The following is a 23,643-nucleotide window of genomic DNA, read 5'->3' as shown; positions in this document are numbered from 1 at the left end:
CGGCGCGGCCGGAACGGTCCCACCGGCGGCGAATTCGATCGCCCGCCCCCGCACCGGGCCGCTAGCCTCCCCCTCCGTGAACGATCCGACGGCCGGCGACCCCGGCGAACCCGACGTCCGCAGTCCGTTGCGCTTCCTGGTGTGGCTGGCCACCAGCCAGCTGCGCCGCTCGCTGGCCGGCACCTGCTACGGCACCGCCTGGATGCTCGGCCTGACCGTCCAGCCCTACCTGCTCTCCCGCGCGGTGGACGACGGCCTGCGCACCGGGCGGACCGGCCCGGCCCTCGGCTGGGCCGCCGCGATGCTCGCCTTCGGCCTGCTCAGCGCCGCGCTCGCCTGGCACCGCCACCGCGTGATGACGCTGATCCGCAACGACGCCACCTTCCGCACCGTCGCCGTGGTGCTGCGGCACAGCACCCGCCTGGGCGCGGCACTGCCCCGGCAGGTGACCGCGGGCGAGGTGGTCACCATCGGCATCTCCGACGTGGTCCGGATGTCCCTGGCGCTGACCTTCGTCGGGCCGGGCGTCGGCGCGGCGGTCTGCTACCTGACGATCGCCGTGCTGCTGTTCGCGCTCTCCCCGCTGCCGGCCCTGATCGTCCTGCTCGGCCTGCCGCTGCTCGTCCTGGCGCTGCGCCCGCTGCTCTCCCGCCAGCAGCACGTCGAGGACGCCTACCGCGACCACCAGGCCCGCCTGACCGCCCGCTTCGAGGACCTGGCGGGCGGGCTGCGGGTGCTCAACGGCCTCGGCGGCAAGGACGCGTACGCGGCCCGCTACCGGGAGGACTCCCGGCGGCTGCGCGCCGCGGGCTACCGGGTCGGCGCCGTCACCAGCTGGATCCAGGCCCTCGGCACCGGCCTGCCCGTGCTGCTGCTGGCCGCCGTGACCTGGCTCGGCGCCCGGCTCGCCGTCGCCGGCGAGCTGACCCCCGGCCAGCTCGCCGCGGTCTTCGGGTACACCGCGGTGCTGATCGTCCCGGTCTACTTCCTGCTGGAGAACACCCAGGAGATCGGCCGCGCCCTGGTGAGCGCCCGCCGGGTGGTGGCCTTCCTCACCCTCGCCCCGGAACCGGACCTCGGCACCACCGAACCGCCTTCCGGGCAGGCCGAGTTGGCCGACCCCGAGTCCGGCGTCCGGCTGGCCCCCGGCACCCTGAACGTGCTCGCCTGCGCCCGCCCGGCCGAGAGCGCCGCCGTCGCCGAACGGCTCGCCCGGCTCACCCCCGGCACCGCCGCCGAGTGGGGCGGCACCCCGCTCACCGACCTGCCGCTGACCGCCGTCCGCGACCGGATCGCCCTGGCCGAGAACGAGGCCGCCCTGTTCGCGGGCACCCTGCGCGAGACCGTCCGGGGCCGCACCGGGGCCGGTGACGCCGTCCTGCTGGCCGCGATCGACGCGGCCGCCGCCCGCGACGTGCACGACGCGCTGCCCGGCGGCCTGGACGCCCCGCTGGCCGCCGACGGCCGCAACCTCTCCGGCGGCCAGCGCCAACGCCTGCGCCTGGCACGGGCGTTGACCGCCGACCCGGAGGTGCTGCTGGCCGTCGAGCCGACCTCCGCGGTGGACGCCCACACCGAGGCCGCGATGGCCGCCGGGCTGCGCACCGCCCGCACCGGCCGGACCACCCTGCTCACCTCCACCTCCCCGCTGCTGCTCGACCGCGCCGACGCCGTGCACTACCTGGTCGACGGCAAGGTCGCCGCCACCAGCACCCACCGCGAGCTGCTCCGCACCCAGTCCGGCTACCGCGCCCTGGTCAGCCGCGACACCGGCGCCCGTCCCGAGCCCACCGCCGGCCCCGCCGCCCGCCCCGAAACCCCCGCCGAGGAAGCCAGTTGAGCACCCTGCCGATCGCCTCCCCCCGCCAGGTCCGGCGGGCCGCCGCCGCCCTGGTCCGCTCCGACGGCCGGGCCTTCGCCGCCGTGCTGGCCCTCAACGCCGCGGCCGCCCTGCTCGGCCTGGCCGGGCCCTGGCTGCTGGGCCGGATCATCGACCGGGTCCGGGCCGGGGCCACCACCGGCGACGTCGACCGGATCGGCCTGCTGCTGCTCGGCTGCGCCCTGGCCCAGATCCTGCTGAGCCGCCAGGCCCGCTACCTGGGACACCGGTTCGGCGAGCGCTGCGCCGCCAAGGTCCGCGAGCAGCTGCTCGACCGGGTCCTCGCCCTGCCCGCGGGCACCGCCGAGCGCGCGGGCACCGGCGACCTCACCTCCCGCGGCACCGCCGACTCCACCGCCGTCGGCGAGACCCTGCGGGACGCCGCGCCCGAACTGCTGGTGGCCTGCGCGCAGATCCTGTTCATCCTCGGCGCGATCCTCGTCGTCAGCCCGCTGCTGGGCGGCTGCGGCCTGCTCGGCGTCGTCGGCATCGCGCTCGCCTCCCGCTGGTACCTGCGCCGCTCCCGCCCGGCCTACCTCGCCGACCGGGCGGCGACCGCGGGCCTGGCCGAGACCCTCTCCGCGACCGCGCACGGCGCCCGCACCGTGGACGCCCTCGGCCTGGGCCCGGTGCGCCTGGCCGCCGGGCGGGCGGCCGTCGCCGAGGCGCACCGGGCCCGGATGCGCACCCTGTACCTGCGGCTGCGGTTCTTCGCCGCCGTCAACGTCTCGTACGCCGTCCCGGCCGCGCTGGTCCTCCCGCTGGGCGCCGTGCTGGTCGCCCACGGCGCCGTCACCCCGGGCGCCGCCGTCGCCACCGCGCTGTACCTGCAGCGCATCGTGGACCCGCTGGACACCGTGGTCATCCTGCTGGAGGGCCTGCAGAACAGCACCGCCGCGTACGCCCGGGTCGAGGGCCTGGCCCCGGCGCCCGCGTCCGTCCCCGCGCAGGGCGGTGGCCCGGCCCCCGCGCAGGAACCCGCCGACGACCGGATCCGGGTCAGCGGCGTCCACTACGCCTACCCGGACGGGCCGGACGTCCTGCACGGCCTGGACCTCGACCTGACCCCGGGCGAGCGGCTGGCCGTGGTCGGCCCCTCCGGCTCCGGCAAGACCACCCTCGGCCGCCTGCTGGCCGGCATCGAGCGCCCCCGGGCCGGCCGCGTCACCGTCGGCGGCGTCCCGCTCGCCGACCTCGCGCCGGAGCGGCTGCGCCGCCAGGTCGTGCTGGTCACCCAGGAGCACCACGTCTTCCTCGGCACCGTGCGCGACAACCTGCGGATCGCCGCCCCCGGGGCCGGGGACGCGGCGCTCACCGCCGCGCTGGACGCGGTCGGCTGGCAGCACGACCTGCCCGACGGCCTGGACACCGAGCTCGGCCCCGCCGCGACCCGGCTCGACGGCGCCCGGGCCCAGCAGCTCGCCCTGGCCCGGGTCATCCTCGCCGACCCGCACACCCTGGTCCTGGACGAGGCCACCGCCCTGCTCGACCCGGCCACCGCCCGCCACACCGAGCGGGCGCTGGCCGCCGCGCTGGCCGGCCGCACCGTGATCGCCATCGCGCACCGGCTGCACACCGCGCACGACGCCGACCGGGTGGCCGTCCTGGCCGGGGGCCGGCTCACCGCGCTGGGCCCGCACGAGGACCTGCTCGCCGAACGGGGCCCGTACGCCGACCTCTGGCACACCTGGCGCACGCCATGACGGCGGGACGCCGGGGGCGTGCGGCCCCCGGCGTCCCCGCTCGTGCGCCGGACGGCTACCTGAGCACCCCCGCGTCCATCCCGCCGGCCTCCACCGGGACGGCCAGCAGGCCGAGCTCGGCGACCGAGGCGAGCCGGGGGTGGGTGGGCAGGATCCGGACGGTGTAGCCGAACGGGCCGGTGCGGGAGAGTTCGAGGTGGCCCTCGTAGCGGATCCGGCCGTCCAGGTCGGTGCCGCCGCCCGCGGGCTTGAGGGCGAGCGTGCCGGCCTCGGAGATCCGGTCGCTCTCGTCGACCCGCCCGGAGACCACCTGCACCTCGACGTCCTCGGGCCGCAGCCGGCCGAGGTTGACCTGGACCCGCAGGGCCAGCGTCGCGCCGAGCTCCTGCGCCTCGCCCGCCCCGTCCGCCTCGACGTGCTCGACCCGCACCGCGGGCCACGCCTCCCGGACGCCGGCCTTCCAGCCCGCCAGCGCCTTCGCGGCGGCGTAGTCGCCCGCGTCGCCCGCGAGCCGCCGCCGGGCCGCGGCGGCCGGCGCGTACAGCCGCTCGACGTACTCGCGGACCATCCGCCCGGCCAGCACCTTCGGGCCGAGGGTGACCAGGGTGTGCCGGACCATGGAGATCCACCGGTGCGGGAGGGCGTCCGCGCCGCGGTCGTAGAACCGGGCGGCGACCTGGTGCTCGATCAGGTCGTAGAGCGCGGCGGCCTCGATGTCGTCGCGCCGCTCGGCCTCCTTGCTCTCCGGGTCGACCACGCCCTCCCCGGTGCCGCCGTCGGCGGTGGGGATGGCCCAGCCGTTCTGGCCGTCGTACCACTCGTCCCACCACCCGTCGAGGATGGACAGGTTGAGGCAGCCGTTCAGCGCGGCCTTCATCCCGGAGGTGCCGCAGGCCTCCAGCGGGCGCAGCGGGTTGTTCAGCCAGACGTCGCAGCCGGGGTACAGCGTCTTGGCCATCGCCATGTCGTAGTCGGGCAGGAAGACGATCCGGTGCCGCACCGCGGGGTCGTCGGCGAACGCGACCAGTTGCTGGATCAGCCGCTTGCCGCCGTCGTCGGCCGGGTGCGCCTTGCCCGCGATGACGATCTGCACCGGCCGCTCGGGGTCGAGCAGCAGCGCCCGCAGCCGGGCCGGGTCGCGCAGCATCAGGGTGAGCCGCTTGTACGAGGGGACCCGGCGGGCGAAGCCGATGGTCAGCACGTCGGGGTCGAGGACGCTGTTCGTCCAGCCCAACTCGGCCTCCCCGGCGCCGCGTTGGCGCCAGGAGGCGCGCAGCCGGCGGCGGGCCTCGTCGACCAGCTGGGCGCGCAGCGAGCGGCGCAGCTCCCAGACCTCGGCGTTGCCGATCCGCTCCAGGCCGGTCCACTGCTCGGCGGTGCCGACGGCCATCGCGTGCTCGGCGCGCTCCTGGCCGATCTCGGTGGCGCCGAGCCGGACGACGGCGGGGTCGATCCAGGTGGGGGCGTGCACGCCGTTGGTGATCGAGGTGATCGGGACCTCGGGCGCGTCGAAGCCGGGCCACAGGCCGCGGAACATCTCCCGGCTGACGGCGCCGTGCAGGGTGGAGACGCCGTTGGCGCGCTGGGCCAGCCGCAGGCCCATCGCGGCCATGTTGAACAGCTTGGGGTCGCCGCCGCTCCAGCTCTCCGCGCCGAGCGCGAGCACCCGGTCGACCGGGACGCCGGGCAGCGCGGCGTCGCCGCCGAAGTGCCGGGCGACCAGCTCGCGGTCGAAGCGGTCGATGCCGGCGGGCACCGGGGTGTGGGTGGTGAACACGGTGCCGGCCCGGACGGCCTCCAGCGCGTCGGCGAAGCCGAGCCCGGGGTGGGCGGCGGTGAGTTCGGCGATCCGTTCCAGGCCGAGGAAGCCGGCGTGGCCCTCGTTGGTGTGGAAGACCTCGGGTTCGGGGTGGCCGGTGAGCCGGCAGTAGGTGCGGACGGCGCGGACGCCGCCGATGCCCAGCAGTATTTCCTGCAGCAGCCGGTGCTCACTGCCGCCGCCGTAGAGCCGGTCGGTGACGTCGCGTTCGGCGGGGCTGTTGGCCTCGACGTCGGAGTCGAGCAGCAGCAGCGGGACCCGGCCGACCTGGGCCCGCCAGACCTGGGCGGCCAGGGTGCGGCCGCCGGGCAGGGCGAGGTCGATCCGGCAGGGGGTGCCGTCGGGCTCGCGGAGCAGGGTGACGGCGAGCGCGTCGGGGTCGAGCAGCGGGTAGCGCTCCTGCTGCCAGCCGTCCCGGTCGAGGGACTGCCGGAAGTAGCCGTGCCGGTAGAACAGGCCGACGCCGACGAGCGGCACGCCGAGGTCGGAGGCCGCCTTGAGGTGGTCGCCGGCCAGGATGCCGAGGCCGCCGGAGTACTGCGGCAGGGCCGCGGCGATGCCGTACTCGGGGGAGAAGTAGGCGACGGCGGCGGGCAGCTCGCCGTCCGGACCTGCGGGGTCGCTCGCGCCCTGGTACCAGCGCGGGGCGGTGAGGTAGTCGCGCAGTTCGTCGGACAGGTCGCCGAGGCGGCGCAGGAAGCGCCGGTCGCCGGCCAGCGCGGCGAGTCTGGCGGCGGGGACTTCGCCGAGCAGTCGGACCGGGTCCTCTCCGACGGCGGCCCAGACGTCCGGGTCGACGGAGCGGAACAGCTCCCTCGTCTCGGGGTGCCAGGACCAGCGGAGGTTCAGCGCGAGCTCGTGCAGTGGCTGCAGTTGTTCGGGCAGGACAGTGCGGACGGTGAACCTGCGGATTGCCTTCACGGCATGGAGCGTAGCCCCGGTCGTGCGCCTGACGGGGCGTCAACTGGCGGGCGGCACACCCGTTCGGAGCAGCGTTGAGATCGTTCCGGGCGCGTGGTGGCAAATCCCGGCGCGCGGGGGGCGCACGCTGGGAAAAGACGCGCCGTCAGGTGTGAACTTCTGGGAACGGAGGTGTTGCGGGTGGCTTCCGCACTGCGACATAGCGGCTTAAAGAGCGCGCCAACCCGCGCACAGCCCTTGCCGGTGGTGCGAGGATGCAACAAGGTCGTGAGTGCCGCTGGTGCGCGATCGGGTGGTCGCCCCTGCTGCCTCGGCCGCTGCATGTCCTGTTCGACGAACCCTCACACTCCTTAGCCCATTCGGCCCCAGTCGCCGCTACTTCGCGTGTCCTTGTTCCCTGCCGGGTCGTTTTTCCGATGGGTTGGGTCACGCAGGGGGCGTGCATCGAGCGACGCGCGCCGGGACACGTGCGTCCGGCTCGGCGCGCCGCCGGGTGGCCGCGGCCGGTGGGCGGAGTTGCCGGGTCCGTCCGTACGGACAGGCTCCGACCGCACGTCCTTCCTCACCCAGTAGTCCTCCCGGCACTCCCCCGGCGCCTCCGCCGCGGGAGCTGCCGCCGATCTCGGGCAGGAGCATTGGCATGCACGGCGACACGCGGGACCAGTCCACGGTGCCGACGGACCACACACCCGACACTCCGTCGGCCGGGGAGCCCCCGGTACCGGCCCCGCGCATCGGCGCGGCCCGCCGGAAGGCCGCCGAACCGGCCGTGAAGCGGGCCGCGGGCACCCCCCGCAAGGCCGCGGCGAAACGGACCACCACCGTCCGGTCCACCGGCACCGCGGCCGCCGGACCGGCTGCCGCGGAAGCCGTCGCGGAAGCCGTCGCCGCGACGGCCGCTGACGGCCCGTCGGCCGGGCCCGCCCGGAAGAGGACCACCCGGAAGACCACCGGTTCCACCGGACCCACCGCCGAGACCGGCACCGAACCCCCCGCGCGTCCGGCCGCCAAGCGCGCCGCCGCCCGTCCCGCCCGCAAGACGACAGAGAGCGACACCGTGATCGGCCGCATCCCCGTGCTTGACGTGTCCCCCCTGGTCGACGCCGGCCGGCGGCCGGCCAAGGCCGTGGAGGGGGAGCGCTTCCTGGTCTCGGCCACGGTGTTCCGCGAGGGCCACGACGCGGTCGGCGCCAACGTGGTACTGCGCGACCCGCGCGGGCGCTCCGGCCCGTGGACGCCGATGCGCGAGCTGTCCGAGGGCAGCGACCGCTGGGGCGCGTACGTCACGCCGACCGCCCCGGGCCGCTGGTCGTACCTGGTGGAGGCGTGGTCCGACCCGGTGGCGACCTGGCGCAAGCACGCGGCGGTGAAGCTCCCGGCCGGGATCGACACCGCGCTGGTGCTGGAGGAGGGCGCGCAGCTGCTGGAGCGGGCGGCCGCCGGGGTGCCGAAGAAGGACGGCCGGGCCCAGGTGCTGGCGGCGGTGGACGCGCTGCGCGACACCGGCCTGCCGCCGCTGAGCCGCTACGCGGCGGCGCTGGACCCGGAGGTGACGGCGCTGCTGGCCCGCCACCCGCTGCGGGAGCTGGTTTCGGCCACCCGTTCGCAGCCGCTGCAGGTGGACCGCAAGCGGGCGCTGTTCGGCTCCTGGTACGAGTTCTTCCCGCGCTCGGAGGGCGCGGTGGTCGACCCGTCGGGCGTCGAGCCGCCGGTGTCGGGCACCTTCCGCACCGCCGCCGAGCGGCTGCCCGCGGTGGCCGCGATGGGCTTCGACGTGGTCTACCTGCCGCCGGTCCACCCGATCGGCCGGGCCCACCGCAAGGGCCCGGACAACGCGCTGACGGCCGGTCCGCGGGACGTCGGCTCGCCGTGGGCGATCGGCTCCCCCGAGGGCGGGCACGACGCCGTCCACCCGGACCTGGGCACCATCGAGGACTTCGACCACTTCGTGGCCGAGGCGGGCGCGCTGGGCCTGGAGGTGGCGCTGGACTTCGCGCTGCAGTGCTCGCCGGACCACCCGTGGGTGCACAAGCACCCGGAGTGGTTCAGCCACCGCGCGGACGGCACCATCGCGTACGCGGAGAACCCGCCGAAGAAGTACCAGGACATCTACCCGGTCAACTTCGACCAGGACTTCGACGGGATCGTCCGCGAGACGGTGCGGATCCTGCGGTTCTGGATGGGCCACGGGGTGCGGATCTTCCGGGTCGACAACCCGCACACCAAGCCGGTCAACTTCTGGGAGAAGGTCCTCGCGGACATCGCCCGCACCGACCCCGACGTGCTGTTCCTGGCCGAGGCGTTCACCCGCCCGGCGATGATGCACACCCTGGGCAAGATCGGCTTCCACCAGTCCTACACCTACTTCACCTGGCGCAACACCAAGGCCGAACTCACCGAGTACCTCACCGAGCTGACCGGCGAGGCCGCCGCGTACATGCGGCCGAACTTCTTCGCCAACACCCCGGACATCCTGCCCGAGTACCTGCAGCACGGCGGCCCGGCCGCGTTCGCGGTGCGCGCCGTGCTGGCGGCCGCGCTGTCGCCGACCTTCGGGGTGTACGCGGGCTTCGAGCTGTTCGAGGGCGAGGCCGCGGCGCCCGGCTCGGAGGAGTACCTGCACTCGGAGAAGTACGAGCTGCGCCCGCGCGACTGGTCCCGGCAGGACTCGCTCGCGCCGCTGCTGACCGCCCTGAACCGGCTGCGCCGCCGCCACCCCGCGCTCCAGCAGCTGCGGGACCTGCGCTTCCACCCCGTGGACAACGAGCGGATCATCGCGTTCTCCAAGACCGCCGTCACCGAGGACGGCCTGGAGGACCGGGTGATCTGCGTGGTCAACCTGGACCCGCACCACGTCCAGGAGGCCACGGTGACGCTCGACGCGCCGGGGCCGCTGACGGTGCACGACGAGCTGACCGGCGCCACCTACGCCTGGGGCCGTCACAACTACGTCCGGCTCGATCCCTCTTCCGGGCCGGCCCACCTCCTCACGGTTCGGAGGAACCCGCAGTGACAGTCAACGAGCCCGTCCCCGACACCTTCGCCGACACCCCCGCCCGGGACCGCGACCCCGAGTGGTTCAAACGCGCGGTCTTCTACGAAGTGCTGGTGCGCTCGTTCCAGGACAGCAACGGCGACGGCGTGGGCGACCTCAAGGGGCTCACCTCGCGGCTCGACTACCTCCAGTGGCTGGGGGTGGACTGCCTCTGGCTGCCCCCGTTCATGAACTCCCCGCTGCGGGACGGCGGTTACGACGTCTCGGACTACCAGTCGGTGCTCCCCGAGTTCGGCAACCTGGCCGACTTCGTGGAGTTCGTCGACGCGGCGCACGCCCGCGGCATGCGGGTGATCATCGACTTCGTGGTCAACCACACCAGCGACCAGCACGCGTGGTTCCAGGCGTCCCGCAACGACCCGGACGGCCCGTACGGCGACTTCTACATGTGGGCCGACGACGACAAGCAGTACCCGGACGCCCGGATCATCTTCGTCGACACCGAGTCCTCGAACTGGACGTTCGACCCGGTCCGCAAGCAGTACTACTGGCACCGCTTCTTCAGCCACCAGCCGGACCTGAACTACGACAACCCGCAGGTGCAGGAGGAGGTGATGGCCGCGCTGAAGTTCTGGCTGGACCTCGGCATCGACGGCTTCCGCCTCGACGCGGTGCCGTACCTGTACGCCCGCGAGGGCACCAACTGCGAGAACCTTCCGGAGACCCACGACTTCCTGCGGCGGGTCCGCAAGGAGATCGACGCCAACTACCCGGACACCGTGCTGCTGGCCGAGGCCAACCAGTGGCCGGAGGACGTGGTCGACTACTTCGGCGACTTCGGCTCCGGCGGCGACGAGTGCCACATGGCGTTCCACTTCCCGGTGATGCCGCGGATCTTCATGGCGGTCCGCCGGGAGTCCCGCTACCCGGTCTCCGAGATCCTGGCGAAGACCCCGGAGATCCCCTCGGGCTGCCAGTGGGGCATCTTCCTGCGCAACCACGACGAGCTGACCCTGGAGATGGTCACCGACGAGGAGCGCGACTACATGTACGCGGAGTACGCGAAGGACCCGCGGATGCGGGCCAACGTGGGCATCCGCCGCCGGCTCTCCCCGCTGCTGGAGAACGACCGCAACCAGGTCGAGCTGTTCACCGCGCTGCTGCTCTCGCTGCCCGGCTCGCCGGTGCTGTACTACGGCGACGAGATCGGCATGGGCGACAACATCTGGCTCGGCGACCGGGACGGCGTGCGCACCCCGATGCAGTGGACGCCGGACCGCAACGCGGGTTTCTCGTCCGCCGACCCGGGCAGGCTCAGTCTGCCGCCCATCATGGATCCGGTGTACGGCTTTCAGGTGACCAACGTCGAGGCGCAGCAGAGCAGTTCGAGTTCGCTGCTGCACTGGACGCGTCGCATGATCGAGATCCGAAAGCTCAATCCCGCGTTCGGCCTCGGCAGCTACACCGAGCTGCCCTCCAGCAACCCCGCGGTGCTGGCCTTCGTGCGCGAGTACGAGGGCGACCTGGTCATGTGCGTGAACAACTTCTCGCGGTTCGCGCAGCCGACCGAACTCGACCTGCGGCAGTTCGGGGGGCGGTACCCGGTCGAGCTGATCGGCGGCGTGCGCTTCCCCACCATCGGCGAATGGCCGTACCTGCTGACGCTGGCCGGCCACGGGTTCTACTGGTTCCAGTTGCGCCAGTCCCGGACGAAGCCGTCCGGGTCCCGGTAGCGGCCGGACCGCCTCAGCACGTCCACGAAGTAACGATCCCTCAGGCCCCGAACGGGACGTCTCCCTCCGCCGGGCGCGCGGGAATTCCCGCGCGCCCCCGGAGGTCTTCGCACCACCGCGTACGGAGAACAGCCCAACGGCCACCCACACGAAGGCGTGACACCGAGTCGCTGCTCGCGTGCCGTCGCCGCCGCGCCGCCGAAATCCGGAAGACTGCTGGGCCCGGCCACGATTCGTCGGGCGTCCGCCCGCTTCCGGGGAAAGGGAGTCATGTCCGAACCCTCCCGTTCTCAAGCCCACGTGCACCGTGAGCCCTCCGACGCCGCCACCGGGCCGGTCGGAACGCGCACACCGGGGGTCCGGAGAACCGCCGCCGGAGTCGGCGAACTGGTCCAGGCGGCGCTGCCGCTGATCGCCGAGTGGCTTCCCACCCAGCGCTGGTACGCCGGCAAGGGCCGGCCGATCGCCGCGCTCACCCCGGTGGTCGGCACCCCGCTGCAGGTCGGCGACCCCGCCCTGCTGCACCTGCTGCTGCGGGTCGAGCACGGCGGCTCCTCCGCCGGCCCGGGGGACGTCTACCAGCTGCTGCTGGGCATCCGCTCCGAGCAGCCCGCCTCGGTCGGCCCGATGGCGGTGCTGGGCCGGCTGACCGGCGGCACCTACGACGGGGCGACGCTGTACGACGCGGTGCACGACCCGGAGCTGACCGGCCGACTGCTGGAGCACCTGGCCACCGGCGACCGGTTCGGCTCGCTGTCCTTCCGCCGCACCCCCGGCCCCGGCCTGCCGGGCAACCTGCCGGGGCGGGCGTCGACCGCCGAGCAGTCCAACTCCTCGGTGATCTACGACACCGCGTTCATCCTCAAGCTGTTCCGCCGGATCAGTCCGGGCACCAACCCCGACCTGGAACTGTCCCTGGCGCTGTCCCGGGCCGGCTCGACCCGCATCCCCCGGGTCGCCGCCTGGTTCGAGTGCCGGCTGGAGCGCTCCGAGCCCGCCACCCTGGGCCTGCTGCAGCGCTACCTGGCCGACGCCGAGGACGGCTGGGAGCTGGCCCTCGACCAGGTCGCCCGGCTCAAGGGCGACCCCTCGCCCGGCAACTTCGCCATCGAGGCGCACCGGCTCGGCCGGGCCACCGCCGAGGTGCACCGGGTGCTGGCCCGCACCATGCCGACCACCCGGCTGGACCGGGCCCGGATCGCCGAACTGGCCGACGCGATGTCCGGCCGGCTGGACTCCGCGGTCGCCGCCGTGCCCGGCCTGATGCGCTACCGCCCGGCGCTGCGCGCCGCGTTCCAGCAGCTCACCGAGGCCCACCTGGACGGCCTGCTGGTCCAGCGGATCCACGGTGACCTGCACCTGGGCCAGGCGATGCGCACCCCGCAGGGCTGGGTGCTGCTGGACTTCGAGGGCGAGCCGGCCAAGCCGCTGGCCGAGCGCCGCCTGCCGCAGCCCGCGCTGCGGGACGTCGCCGCGATGCTCCGCTCCTTCGACTACGCGGCCGCCCACCTGCTGGCCGGCGCCCCCGGCCAGGACCCGGAGCTCGCCCTGCTGGCCTCCGCCTGGGCCTCCCGCAACCGGGCCGCGTACTGCGCGGGCTACACCGCGGGCGGCGGCGTCGACCCGACCGGCGCGCCGGAGCTGATGCGCGCGCTGGAGATCGACAAGGCGGTGTACGAGGTGGTGTACGAGGCCCGGCACCGGCCGAGCTGGCTGCCGATCCCGCTGGCCGCGATCAACCGCCTGGCCGACTCCGTCTGACCCGCGCCCGGCCGCCCCTCCGGCGGCCGGGCGAGCCGCCCCTCCCCCGCACCCGTCGCACCTCCAACTCACTTACCCAGCAAGCCAGTTCCCCCGCGTCCCCGCGCAAGGCACCCCGATCCTGGAGGATTCCGCCGTGACCCCGCTCGGTCCGCTCGACCCGTCCGCCGACCGCCAACCGGCCGTCCCGGCCACGTTCCGGAGCGGTCCGCGCAGCAAGGCCACCGCCGGGCGGCCCGCTGCGAAGTCCGCCGCGAAGGCCCCGGCCAAGGCGCCCGCGAAGGCGCCCGCGAAGTCCGCCGCGGCGAAGCAGCCGGCCGCCCGGGCGGGTGCGGCGGGTGCCGCCCCGGCCACGGCGCGGCCGGCGGGCGCCGGGGGCGCGCTGCGGCTGCCGGAGGCCCCGCTGCCACCGGCCGAGGTGGAGCGGCTGGTGTCCGGCGCGCACCACGACCCGCACGCCCTGCTGGGCGCGCACGAGCTGCCGACGGGCACCGCGATCCGGGTGCTGCGGCCGTTCGCGGAGCGGGTGGTGGTGGAGACCGAACTGGGCCCGGCGGAGCTGACGCACCAGCAGGGCGGCCTGTTCACCGGCCTGCTGACCGGGCAGAGCTTCCCGCGCTACACCCTGCGGGTGACGTATCCGGGCGGTGAGCCGCTGGTGCAGGAGGACGGCTACCGGCTGGCCCCGACGCTGGGCGAGCTGGACCTGCACCTGATCCGCGAGGGCCGCCACGAGCAGCTGTGGACCGTGCTGGGCTCGCACCTGCGCACCGTGGACGGCGTGACCGGTACGGCGTTCGCGGTGTGGGCGCCGAACGCGGTCGGGGTGCGGGTGATCGGCTCGTTCAACCACTGGGACGGCACCGCGCACCCGATGCGCTCGCTGGGCTCCTCGGGCGTCTGGGAGGTGTTCCTGCCCGACGTCGGCGAGGGCGACCGCTACAAGTACCAGATCCTCACCCGCCACGGACACCGCCTGGAGAAGGCCGATCCGCTGGCCCGCGCCACCCAGTGCCCCCCCGACACCGCCTCCGTCGTCACCACCTCCCGCCACACCTGGCAGGACGCCGAGTGGATGGAGCAGCGCGCCCGCACCGTGCACCACCGCGCCCCGATGTCGGTCTACGAAATGCACCTCGCGTCCTGGCGGCCGGAGTTGACGTCCTATCGGGAGATCGCCGAGGTCCTGCCCGGGTATCTGGTCGAACTCGGTTTCACCCACGTCGAGTTCATGCCGGTGATGGAGCACCCGTTCGGCGGCTCCTGGGGCTACCAGGTCTCCGGTTTCTATGCTCCCACGGCTCGGCTCGGCACTCCGGACGACTTCCGTTTCCTGGTCGACGCTCTGCACCGGCACGGCATCGGTGTGCTGGTCGACTGGGTGCCCGCGCACTTCCCGAAGGACGACTTCGCCCTGGCCCGCTTCGACGGCGAGCCGCTGTACGAGCCGGCCGACCCGCTGCGCGCCGAACACCCGGACTGGGGGACGCTGGAGTTCGACTACGGCCGCACGGAGGTGCGCAACTTCCTGGTCGCCAACGCGGTGTACTGGTGCGAGGAGTTCCACGTCGACGGCCTGCGGGTGGACGCGGTGGCCTCGATGCTCTACCTGGACTACTCGCGCGAGGGCGGTGCCTGGACGCCCAACCAGTACGGCGGCCGGGAGAACCTGGACGCGGCTTCCTTCCTCCAGGAGATGAACGCCACCGTCTACCGGCGCTGCCCGGGTGTGCTGACGGTGGCCGAGGAGTCCACCGCGTGGGACGGGGTGACCCGGCCGACCGACAGCGGCGGCCTGGGCTTCGGTCTGAAGTGGAACATGGGCTGGATGCACGACTCGCTGGTGTACATCGCCAAGGAGCCGGTGCACCGCAAGTACCACCACAACGAGATGACCTTCTCGATGGTGTACGCCTACTCCGAGAACTACATCCTGCCGATCTCGCACGACGAAGTCGTCCACGGCAAGCAGGCGCTGGTCTCCAAGATGCCCGGCGACTGGTGGCAGCAGCGTGCCAACCACCGTGCCTACCTGGGCTTCATGTGGGCCCACCCCGGCAAGCAACTCCTGTTCATGGGACAGGAGTTCGCCCAGGGCGCCGAATGGGACCACGAGCACGGCCCGCAGTGGTGGGTGCTGGACGAGGGCTGGCCGGCGCACGGCGACCACCGCGGCGTGCAGCGGCTGGTCGGCGCGCTGAACCGGGTCTACCGCGCCACCCCGGCGCTGTGGGAGCAGGACACCGTCCCCGACGGCTTCCGCTGGCTGGACGGCGGGGCGGCCGAGGACAACGTGCTGTCCTTCGTCCGGTTCGCCGCCGACGGCAGCCCGCTGGTCGCGGTCTCCAACTTCTCCCCGGTGGTGCGGCACGGCTTCCGGGTCGGCCTGCCCCGGCTGGAGGGCGCGGAGCAGGTCTGGGAGGAGGTGCTGAACACCGACGCCGAGGAGTACGGCGGCAGCGGGGTCGGCAACCCGGGCCCGGTGAAGTCGGAGGCCGAGCCGTGGGACGCCCAGCCGCGCTCGGTCGAGCTGGTGCTGCCGCCGCTGGCCACGGTCTGGCTGCGGCCGGCCCGCTGACCGTGCTGAACATCAGGTAAAAGGTCGACTTCCGGCATCGCACTCGTCTACAACGCTGTAGTAGGTTCGCGCTCGCCCGCCGCCCGCCGCAGCCGCCGAGAAGAGTGCGATGTCGCCGTCCCTGACCTACCCCGAATCCATCGGCATCGGCCTGCTCCAGGGCGTCACCGAGCTCTTCCCGGTCTCCAGCCTCGGCCACGCCATCCTGATACCGGCGCTGATCGGCGGCCGGACCCGGCACGACCTGGACGTCACCGCCGACGGCTCCCCCTACCTGGCCGTCCTGGTCGGCCTGCACCTGGCCACCGCCCTGGCCCTGGTCGTCTACTTCCGCCGCGACTGGATCCGGATCGTCGGCGGCCTGTTCTCCTCGCTCACCCGGCGCGAGATCGCCACCCCCGAGCAGAAGCTCGCCTGGCTGCTCGTGCTGTCCACCATCCCGGTCGGCATCGCCGGACTGGCCCTGGACCACCTGCTGCGCGACGCCCTCGGCAAGCCGAACCCGGCCGCGTTCTTCCTCGCCCTCAACGGCCTGGTCCTCTACACCGCCGAGCGCCTCAAGCGCGGCGGCACCGGCCGCCGCCGGGCCGGCGACGGCCCCGCCGCGGACTCCGACCGCCGGCTGGCCCGGCTGACCTTCCGCCAGGGCGCCTGGATCGGCTCCGCGCAGATCCTCGCCCTGCTCCCCGGCATCTCCCGCTCCGGCACCACCATGAGCGCCGGCGTCCTGCGCGGCCTCAACCACGAGGACGCCGCCCGGTTCTCCTTCCTGCTCGCCACCCCCGTCATCCTGGCCGCCTCCGCCCTCAAGCTCCCCGAACTCCTCTCCCCCGCCAACGCCCCCGTCCGCGGCCCCCTGCTGGCCGGCTCGCTGGCCGCCTTCCTGGCCGGCTACGTCTCCGTCCGCTTCCTCACCAAGTACTTCGAGACCCGCAGCCTCACCCCCTTCGCCGCCTACTGCACCCTGGCCGGCCTCGGCTGCCTGGTCTACCTGAACGTCTGAATTCAGAGCGCCTGGACCAGAGCTTCCAGCACCTCGTCGCAGACGAACACCCGGTCGTAGTTGCCCTCGGAGAACTGACGGAGATACCCGAGGTCCACCAGGCGGCGAACAGCCGTGTTCGCCGCCTGGTAGGTCACGCCGTGCCGGTCCTTCATCGCGTTCACCGTGAGCATCGGATACCCGATCAGCTCGCGGGCGATCTCCATCGGCGTGCCCTTGGCCTTGTGTCCCTTCAGCTCTTCGAGCATGCGGTTCCGGATGTCGACGAGCTTCCCGACCCGGCGGACCGCGGCCACGGCCTGCGCCTCGATCGCCTGGCAGACGAAGACGATCCAGGGCTCGAAGTCACCCGTGACACTCACCTGGTAGAGGTGGTCCTGGTACTCCCTCCGGTTCGCCTCCAGCCACGGCGACAGGGCGATGCTCGGCAACCGCAGTTCCTCGGCGGCGATCAGCTGAAGCAGCATCACCAGCCGCCCGAGCCTGCCGTTGCCGTCGTTGAAGGGGTGCAGGGTCTCGAACTGGTAGTGGCCGAGCGCCAGTCGGGCGAGCAGCGGCAGGTCGCCGGGACGGTTGATCCACGCCTCCCAGTCCAGTAGTCCGTCCCTCAGCTGCTGCCCGGGCGGGCACGGGATGAACCGGGCGTCCTCGATCCGATGGCCCGGGACGCCGATGAAGACCTGGACCTCCCGCACCCGGCCGGCCTGCGGGCCGTCGCTGGTGGTGCCGGTGACGAGCTGCTTCTGGAGGTACTCCAGCAGATGGACGCTGATCAGCCGCAGCTCCTTGATCCAGTCGACCGCGGCCTCGGCCGCCAGGACGTAGTTGTAGACCTCGGCGACATCACCGCTGTATTCGGACGAGGTGAGGAAGTCCGCCTGGAGCACCTCCTCCATCTGCACGTACGTGCCCTCGATGGCCGAGGTGCTGACGGCCTCCTGCCTGATCACCAGCCGGGCCAGGAGTTCGGGGTTGGGGAGCTGGAGCATGGCCTGGTCCGCCCGGGCCACTTTGCTCATCGCCCTGGTGATGGCGTTGTGGGTCGCACCGGACAGCGCGAGGTCGCCGGGGAGCTGGTTCGGCAGCTAGGCCGACGCCGAGTAGTCGGCACCGCGACGCGGGTCGTAACCGCCCACCGGCACCAGCAGGCCGATCGGGGAGTTCGCCAGAGGAGAGACAGACATGACTCGAGGCTAGCCAACCTTGAAAAGTGAGGGAGCCTTCTCAAGCAACCTTGCATTCCCTCCGACCCCACATGCGTCCAGCTCAGAGCGGTTCGACACGTTCAGGTGAGGAGCTCATGGTTGCTTGATATCCACCGTCGAAATTCAAGGTTGGGCGCTTGGGCCGCTCCTGCCATCCGCCCGGCATGAACGCTGGTGCCGCAGCGCGGTGCCCGTGTTGTACGACGGTATGGTCGGTGTGACCGCAGCCTGGGACGACCGGACGGAGAGCTCCACCGTGGCGCGCAGCGTGTACGTGACCGGGATCGACCGGGGGGACGGCCGGCAGGCCGTGGAGCTCGGGGTCATGGAACTGCTCACCCGCCAGGTGGACCGGGTGGGCGTGTTCCGTCCGCTGGTGCACGCCGCGGACGGCGGCGGGGCGGCCGGCGACCACGTGGTGGAGCTGCTGCGCGGCCGGTACCGGCTGGACCTGCCGGTCTCCGAGCTGTACGGGCTGACGTACGACGAGGCGGCGGCGCTGCAGGCGGCCAGCGGGCAGGACGAGCTGGTCTCGGCGCTGGTGGAGCGGTTCCACCAGCTGGAGCGGCGCTGCCAGGCGGTGCTGGTGCTGGGCACCGACTTCTCGGACACCAACATCCCGGACGAGCTGGCCTTCAACGCCCGGCTGGCGAACGAGTTCGGGGCGGGCGTGCTGCCGGTGGTCGGCGGCCGGCACGAGGACCCGCAGGCGGTGGTCGCGGAGGTGCGCAACGCGCACCGGGCGTACCGGGACCTGGGGTGCTCGATCCTGGCGATGGTGGCCAACCGGGTCCGGCCGGGGGCCAAGCAGCAGGTGCAGCGGGCGCTGACCGAGAAGCTGCCGGTGCCGGTGTACGTGATCCCGGAGGAGCCCGCGCTGGCCGCGCCGACGGTGGCGCAGCTGGTGGAGGCGACCGGCGCGACGGTGCTGCTGGGCGACGCGGCGGGGCTCTCCCGGGACGTGCGGAACTTCGTGTTCGGCGGGGCGATGCTGCCGACCTTCCTGGACGCGCTGACCGAGGGCGCGCTGGTGGTCACCCCGGGCGACCGGGCGGACCTGGTGATCGGGTCGCTGGCGGCGCACGCGGCGGGCTCCCCGCCGATCGCCGGCGTGCTGCTGACGCTCGGTCAGCACCCGGGCCCGAACGTGATGGCGCTGGCCTCCCGGCTGGCCCCGGGCACCCCGGTGGCCGAGGTGACCGAGGGCTCCTGGCTGACCGCGGCGGCCCTGACCCACCTGGAGGGCCGGATCGGCCCGAACAGCCCGCGGAAGGCCGAGATCGCCCTCGGCCTGTTCGAACTGCACGTGGACACCGCCGAGTTGACCAGCCGGATCGAGCTGAGCCGGTCCGAGCGGGTCACCCCGATGATGTTCGAGCACGCGCTGCTGGAGCGGGCCCGCGCGGACCGCCGGCACATCGTCCTGCCGGAGGGCACCGAGGACCGGGTGCTGCGCGCCGCCGAAGTGCTGCTGCGCCGCAACATCTGCGACCTGACCCTGCTCGGCGCCCCGGACGAGGTGCACCGCAAGCTGGCCGCGCTCGGCATCGAGCTCCCGCAGGCCGGCGACGCGGGCGCGCAGCTGCGGATCGTCGACCCGGCGGCCAGCCCGCTGCGCCAGCAGTTCGCCGAGCTGTACGCGAAGGCCCGGGCGCACAAGGGCATGACGGTGGAGCGGGCGCTGGACGTGGTCACCGACGTCTCGTACTTCGGCACCCTGATGGTGCAGGAGGGCATCGCGGACGGCATGGTCTCGGGCGCGGTGCACTCGACGGCGGCGACCATCCGCCCGGCCTTCGAGGTGATCAAGACCTCGCCGGGGGCGGCGATCGTCTCCTCGGTGTTCTTCATGTGCCTGGCCGACAAGGTGCTGGTGTACGGCGACTGCGCGGTCAACCCGGACCCGGACGCCCAGCAACTGGCCGACATCGCGATCCAGTCGGCGGAGACCGCGGCCCAGTTCGGGGTGGAGCCGCGGGTGGCGATGCTGTCGTACTCGACCGGCGCCTCGGGCTCGGGCGCGGACGTGGACAAGGTCCGCAAGGCCACCGAGCTGGTCCGCGAGCTGCGCCCGGACCTGCTGGTGGAGGGGCCGATCCAGTACGACGCGGCGGTGGACGCGCGCGTCGCGGCGACCAAGCTGCCGGGCTCGGCGGTGGCCGGCCGGGCCACCGTGCTGGTCTTCCCGGACCTGAACACCGGCAACAACACGTACAAGGCGGTGCAGCGCTCGGCCGGGGCGATCGCGGTCGGGCCGGTGCTGCAGGGCCTGAACAAGCCGGTGAACGACCTGTCCCGGGGCGCCCTGGTGGAGGACATCGTCTCCACCGTGGCGATCACCGCGATCCAGTCCCAGCCCGCCGCCGAGACCGAGACCCCCGCCGCAGGAGGCGCGCTGTGACCGCCGGTACCCGTGTCCTGGTGCTGAACGCCGGGTCGTCCTCGGTGAAGTACCAGCTGATCGACATGCTGGACGGCTCCCGGCTGGCCTCCGGCCTGGTGGAGCGGATCGGCGAGGAGGCCGGCCGGCTGCTGCACCTGCCGCTGACCGGGGAGCCGCGCGAGACGCTGCGGCGCTTCGACGGGCACGACGTGGCGCTGCGGGCGGTGGCCGACGAGCTGGCGAAGGACCTGATGGGCCTGGACTCGCCGGAGCTGGCGGCGATCGGCCACCGGGTGGTGCACGGCGGGCTGCGCTTCACCCGGCCGACGCTGGTCACCGACGCGGTGCTGGCCGAGATCCGCCGGCTGATCCCGGTCGCGCCGCTGCACAACCCGGCGAACATCACCGGCATCGAGGTGGCCCGGGCGCTGCGCCCGGACCTGCCGCAGGTCGCGGTGTTCGACACCGCGTTCCACGCCACGCTGCCCGAGCACGCGGCCCGCTACGCGATCGACCGGAGGACGGCCGACGAGCACCGGGTGCGCCGCTACGGCTTCCACGGCACCTCGCACCAGTACGTCTCGCGGGCCACCGCCCGGCTGCTCGGCCGGGACCCGGCGGAGCTGAACGTGATCGTGCTGCACCTGGGCAACGGCGCCTCGGCCTCGGCGGTGGCGGGCGGGGTGTGCGTGGAGACCTCGATGGGGCTGACCCCGCTGGAGGGCCTGGTGATGGGCACCCGCTCCGGCGACGTGGACCCGGGCCTGGTGTTCCACCTGCACCGGGTCGGCGGGATGAGCATCGACCAGATCGACGACCTGCTGAACCGGCGCAGCGGCCTGCTGGGCCTGTGCGGGGACAACGACATGCGCGAGGTGGTCCGCCGGGCCCAGGAGGGCGAGGAGGACGCCAAGCTGGCCTTCGACTCGTACGTGCACCGGATCCGGCGCTACCTGGGCGGCTACTACGCGGTGCTGGGGCGGGTGGACGCGGTGGCGTTCACCGCGGGTGTCGGGGAGAACTCCGCCGAGGTGCGGGCCGCGGTCTGTGCCAATCTGGAGGAGCTGGGCATTTCGGTCGATCCGGAGCTGAACGCGGTGCGTTCCCGGGACGCCCGGACGGTCTCGCCGTCCTACTCGCGGGTCACCGTCGCGGTGGTGCCGACCGACGAGGAGCTGGAGATCGCCCAGCAGACGTTCGCGCTGGTCCACGAGGTGTAGGCCCGGCGCGGGATGACTACCCGTCAGTATCCCACCCCTCGGAATGTTCGTTGGCGATATCTGACGATTCGAGCTGAATGTACCGATAACACGAACGGATAGACTGACGGATATGCGCCGAGCGAAAATTGTCTGCACCCTGGGTCCCGCGACGGACTCCTACGAACAGCTGAAGGCCATCGTCGAAGCGGGCATGAACGTCGCCCGCCTCAACATGAGCCACGGCTCCCACGCCGAGCACGAGGACCGGTACCGCCGCGTCCGCCAGGTCTCGGAGGACACCGGCCGCACCATCGGCGTGCTGGCCGACCTGCAGGGCCCCAAGATCCGTCTGGCGACCTTCGCCAACGGCCCGGTGACCGTTGACAACGGCGACACGTTCACCATCACCACCGAGGACGTCCCCGGTGACCAGCACATCTGCGGCACCACCTACAAGGGCCTGCCCGGCGACGTGAAGCCCGGCGACCCGATCCTGATCAACGACGGCGTCATCGCCCTGGAGGTCGTCAGCGTCGACGGCCCGCGGGTGAAGACCGTGGTGGTCGAGGGCGGTGTGCTCTCCAACAACAAGGGCATCAACCTGCCCGGCGCGGCGGTCAACGTCCCCGCGCTGTCCGAGAAGGACAAGGACGACCTGCGCTTCGCCCTGCAGCTGGGCGTCGACATGGTCGCGCTGTCCTTCGTCCGCAACGCCGCGGACATCGACGACGTGCACAAGGTCATGGACGAGGTCGGCATCCGGGTGCCGGTCATCGCCAAGATCGAGAAGCCGCAGGCCGTCGAGGCGATGGAGGAGATCGTCCTCGCCTTCGACGCGATCATGGTGGCCCGCGGCGACCTCGCGGTCGAGTACCCGCTGGAGAAGGTGCCGCTGGTCCAGAAGCAGCTGGTCACCCTGGCCCGCCGCAACGCCAAGCCGGTCATCGTCGCCACCCAGATGATGGAGTCGATGATCCACGCCTCGCGCCCGACCCGCGCCGAGGTCTCCGACGTCGCCAACGCCATCCTGGACGGCACGGACGCGGTCATGCTGTCCGCCGAGTCGAGCGTCGGCAAGTACCCGGTCGAGACCGTCAAGACCATGAGCCGGATCGCCGAGAAGGCCGAGGAGGAGCTGCTCTCGCAGGGCCTCCAGCCGCTCAACCCGGGCCGCAAGCCGCGCACCCAGGGCGGCTCGGTCGCCCGCGCCGCGTGCGAGCTGGGCGACTTCCTCGACGGCAAGGCGCTGGTCGCGTTCACCAAGTCCGGTGACACCGCGCGCCGGCTGTCCCGCTACCGCTCGCCGATCCCGGTGATCGCCTTCACCCCGGACGTCGCCACCCGCAACCAGCTCTCGCTGAGCTGGGGCGTCGAGGCGTACGTCTCGGAGCAGGTGGCCACCACCGACGAGATGGTCGAGCAGGTCGACCGCGAGCTGCTCAAGATGAACCGCCTCGCCGAGGGCGACACCGTGATCGTCACGGCCGGCGTGCCGGTCGGCATCCCCGGCACCACCAACATGGTGCAGGTGCACCACCTGGGCGCTCGCTCGGAGGGCTGAGCGCCGCGCACGGACGCCTGAACGCCGCAGGGGCGGGACCCGAGGACCGGGTCCCGCCCCTGCGGCGTTCGGTGGCGGCGGGTCAGCCGTCGTACGGCGTCTTGTCGTTGAACAGCCGCATGCCGGGGATGGTCAGGTCGCCGCCGAACTGGCCCGCCTGCACCGCCTTGGCGTTGGTCAGGGTCAGGTCCAGCGGGATCGGCACCGCGCCCAGCAGGTCCCACAGCCACTTCGGCAGGGTGTCCGGGGTGAGCGTGATCTGCCCCAGGTCGATCAGGATCGGCAGGCCGTAGACCGCCGCCAGGTTGCCCGACAGGCTCTCCACGTACATGGTGACCGGGCCGTTGCGCATGGTCGAGGTCGACCCCTCGCGGCTCTTCACGTGGAAGGTCAGCCCGGGGATCTGGATGGTCGACATGTCGAGGTTCTCGATGTCGACGCTGTCGGTGGTGAACTTCAGCACCCGCTTGGTGCCGCTCTCCGTGGTGACGTCGTAGACGCCGTTGAACACCGAGCCGTGCAGCGCCAGCCGGGTCGAGTGCAGCACCCAGTTCTGGTCCGGCACCACGTGCCCCGACGGGGCCGCCTTCGCGGCCAGGCCCCTGGTGCTCACCAGGCAGTTCGGGCCCACCGGGGCGGAGGCGGACGGCGAGGGCGAGGCGGACGGCGCGGCGGAGGGCTTGGCCGCGGCGCCCTTGGACGCGGTGGCGCCGGCCGAGGGGTCGGCGCGGGCGTCGTGGCGGGCGCGGCGGTGGCGGAGCGCGGGGCCCCGGAGGGGGCGGGGGTGGCCGCGGGGGTCGGCGTCGGCGCGGCGGTGCCGGACTTCGCGGTCGGCGCGGGCGTGGGCGTCGGGGACGGCGAGGCGCTCGCGCCCGGGTGGATCAGGTTGTTCCACCAGTC

The 23,643-nt window shown here is 73.2% G+C and carries 13 protein-coding genes; 10 read left to right on the top strand and 3 right to left on the bottom strand.

Annotated features, from left to right (window positions below; all coding sequences use genetic code 11):
* Positions 1-76 precede the first annotated feature (76 nt).
* Both OU787_RS21815 and OU787_RS21810 read left to right on the top strand, forming a co-directional pair.
* On the top strand, positions 77-1,840 hold the full coding sequence (locus tag OU787_RS21815) for an ABC transporter transmembrane domain-containing protein (protein WP_051817068.1): 1,764 nt from the start codon (positions 77-79) through the stop codon (positions 1,838-1,840).
* Positions 1,837-3,582, top strand: coding sequence for an ABC transporter ATP-binding protein (locus OU787_RS21810; RefSeq protein ID WP_030460877.1), 1,746 nt, complete (start codon positions 1,837-1,839; stop codon positions 3,580-3,582). The genes OU787_RS21815 and OU787_RS21810 overlap by 4 nt, the downstream gene beginning before the upstream one ends.
* Before the next feature lie 55 nt (positions 3,583-3,637).
* Here OU787_RS21810 and glgP read toward each other — a convergent pair whose 3' ends face one another.
* On the bottom strand, positions 3,638-6,322 hold the full coding sequence (glgP, locus tag OU787_RS21805) for an alpha-glucan family phosphorylase (protein ID WP_030460878.1): 2,685 nt from the start codon (positions 6,320-6,322) through the stop codon (positions 3,638-3,640).
* A 1,057-nt stretch (positions 6,323-7,379) separates the two neighbouring features.
* Between glgP and OU787_RS21800 the strand changes: the two genes are divergently transcribed.
* From OU787_RS21800 to OU787_RS21780, 5 genes are all read left to right on the top strand, one after another.
* Positions 7,380-9,335 carry an alpha-1,4-glucan--maltose-1-phosphate maltosyltransferase gene (locus OU787_RS21800; protein ID WP_030460879.1) on the top strand — a complete coding sequence of 652 codons (1,956 nt, stop codon included), beginning with the start codon at positions 7,380-7,382 and terminating at the stop codon, positions 9,333-9,335.
* Positions 9,332-11,050 (top strand): maltose alpha-D-glucosyltransferase, encoded by a 1,719-nt coding sequence (gene treS / locus OU787_RS21795; RefSeq protein WP_030460880.1) that lies wholly within the window; start codon positions 9,332-9,334, stop codon positions 11,048-11,050. Before OU787_RS21800 ends, treS begins: the two co-directional genes overlap by 4 nt.
* Positions 11,051-11,320: 270 nt before the next feature.
* Positions 11,321-12,811, top strand: a complete 1,491-nt coding sequence (locus tag OU787_RS21790; protein WP_232795011.1) for a maltokinase N-terminal cap-like domain-containing protein — start codon at positions 11,321-11,323, stop codon at positions 12,809-12,811.
* A gap of 136 nt (positions 12,812-12,947) precedes the next feature.
* The gene (gene glgB / locus OU787_RS21785; protein ID WP_268660317.1) at positions 12,948-15,389 is read left to right on the top strand and encodes a 1,4-alpha-glucan branching protein GlgB; all 2,442 of its coding nucleotides are present in this window, start codon (positions 12,948-12,950) and stop codon (positions 15,387-15,389) included.
* Positions 15,390-15,498: 109 nt separating this feature from the next.
* Positions 15,499-16,392, top strand: coding sequence for an undecaprenyl-diphosphate phosphatase (locus tag OU787_RS21780; protein WP_030457673.1), 894 nt, complete (start codon positions 15,499-15,501; stop codon positions 16,390-16,392).
* Between the two features lie 2 nt (positions 16,393-16,394).
* Here the strand turns inward: OU787_RS21780 and OU787_RS21775 are convergent, their stop codons facing one another.
* Positions 16,395-17,423, bottom strand: a complete 1,029-nt coding sequence (locus OU787_RS21775) for a Fic family protein (protein ID WP_255358032.1) — start codon at positions 17,421-17,423, stop codon at positions 16,395-16,397.
* A gap of 382 nt (positions 17,424-17,805) precedes the next feature.
* On the opposite strand from OU787_RS21775, the gene pta reads away from it, so the two are divergent.
* The 3 genes from pta (at position 17,806) to pyk (ending at position 22,743) form a co-directional block, all read left to right on the top strand.
* Entirely contained in the window at positions 17,806-19,998 is a 2,193-nt protein-coding gene (pta, locus tag OU787_RS21770) for a phosphate acetyltransferase (RefSeq protein WP_442788639.1), read from the top strand.
* Positions 19,995-21,200, top strand: a complete 1,206-nt coding sequence (locus tag OU787_RS21765; RefSeq protein WP_030457675.1) for an acetate/propionate family kinase — start codon at positions 19,995-19,997, stop codon at positions 21,198-21,200. Before pta ends, OU787_RS21765 begins: the two co-directional genes overlap by 4 nt.
* A 112-nt stretch (positions 21,201-21,312) precedes the next feature.
* The gene (gene pyk, locus OU787_RS21760) at positions 21,313-22,743 is read left to right on the top strand and encodes a pyruvate kinase (RefSeq protein ID WP_030457676.1); all 1,431 of its coding nucleotides are present in this window, start codon (positions 21,313-21,315) and stop codon (positions 22,741-22,743) included.
* An 82-nt stretch (positions 22,744-22,825) separates the two neighbouring features.
* On the opposite strand, the gene OU787_RS21755 is transcribed toward pyk, so the two are convergent.
* On the bottom strand, positions 22,826-23,638 hold the full coding sequence (locus OU787_RS21755; RefSeq protein ID WP_268660316.1) for a hypothetical protein: 813 nt from the start codon (positions 23,636-23,638) through the stop codon (positions 22,826-22,828).
* Positions 23,639-23,643: the final 5 nt, after the last annotated feature.

Origin of the sequence: Kitasatospora sp. YST-16 (assembly GCF_026802215.1) — a bacterium.
GTDB lineage: Bacteria > Actinomycetota > Actinomycetes > Streptomycetales > Streptomycetaceae > Kitasatospora > Kitasatospora cineracea.
Note: the sequence above shows the minus strand (reverse complement) of the source record. Positions and strands in the feature narration are given on the sequence as shown.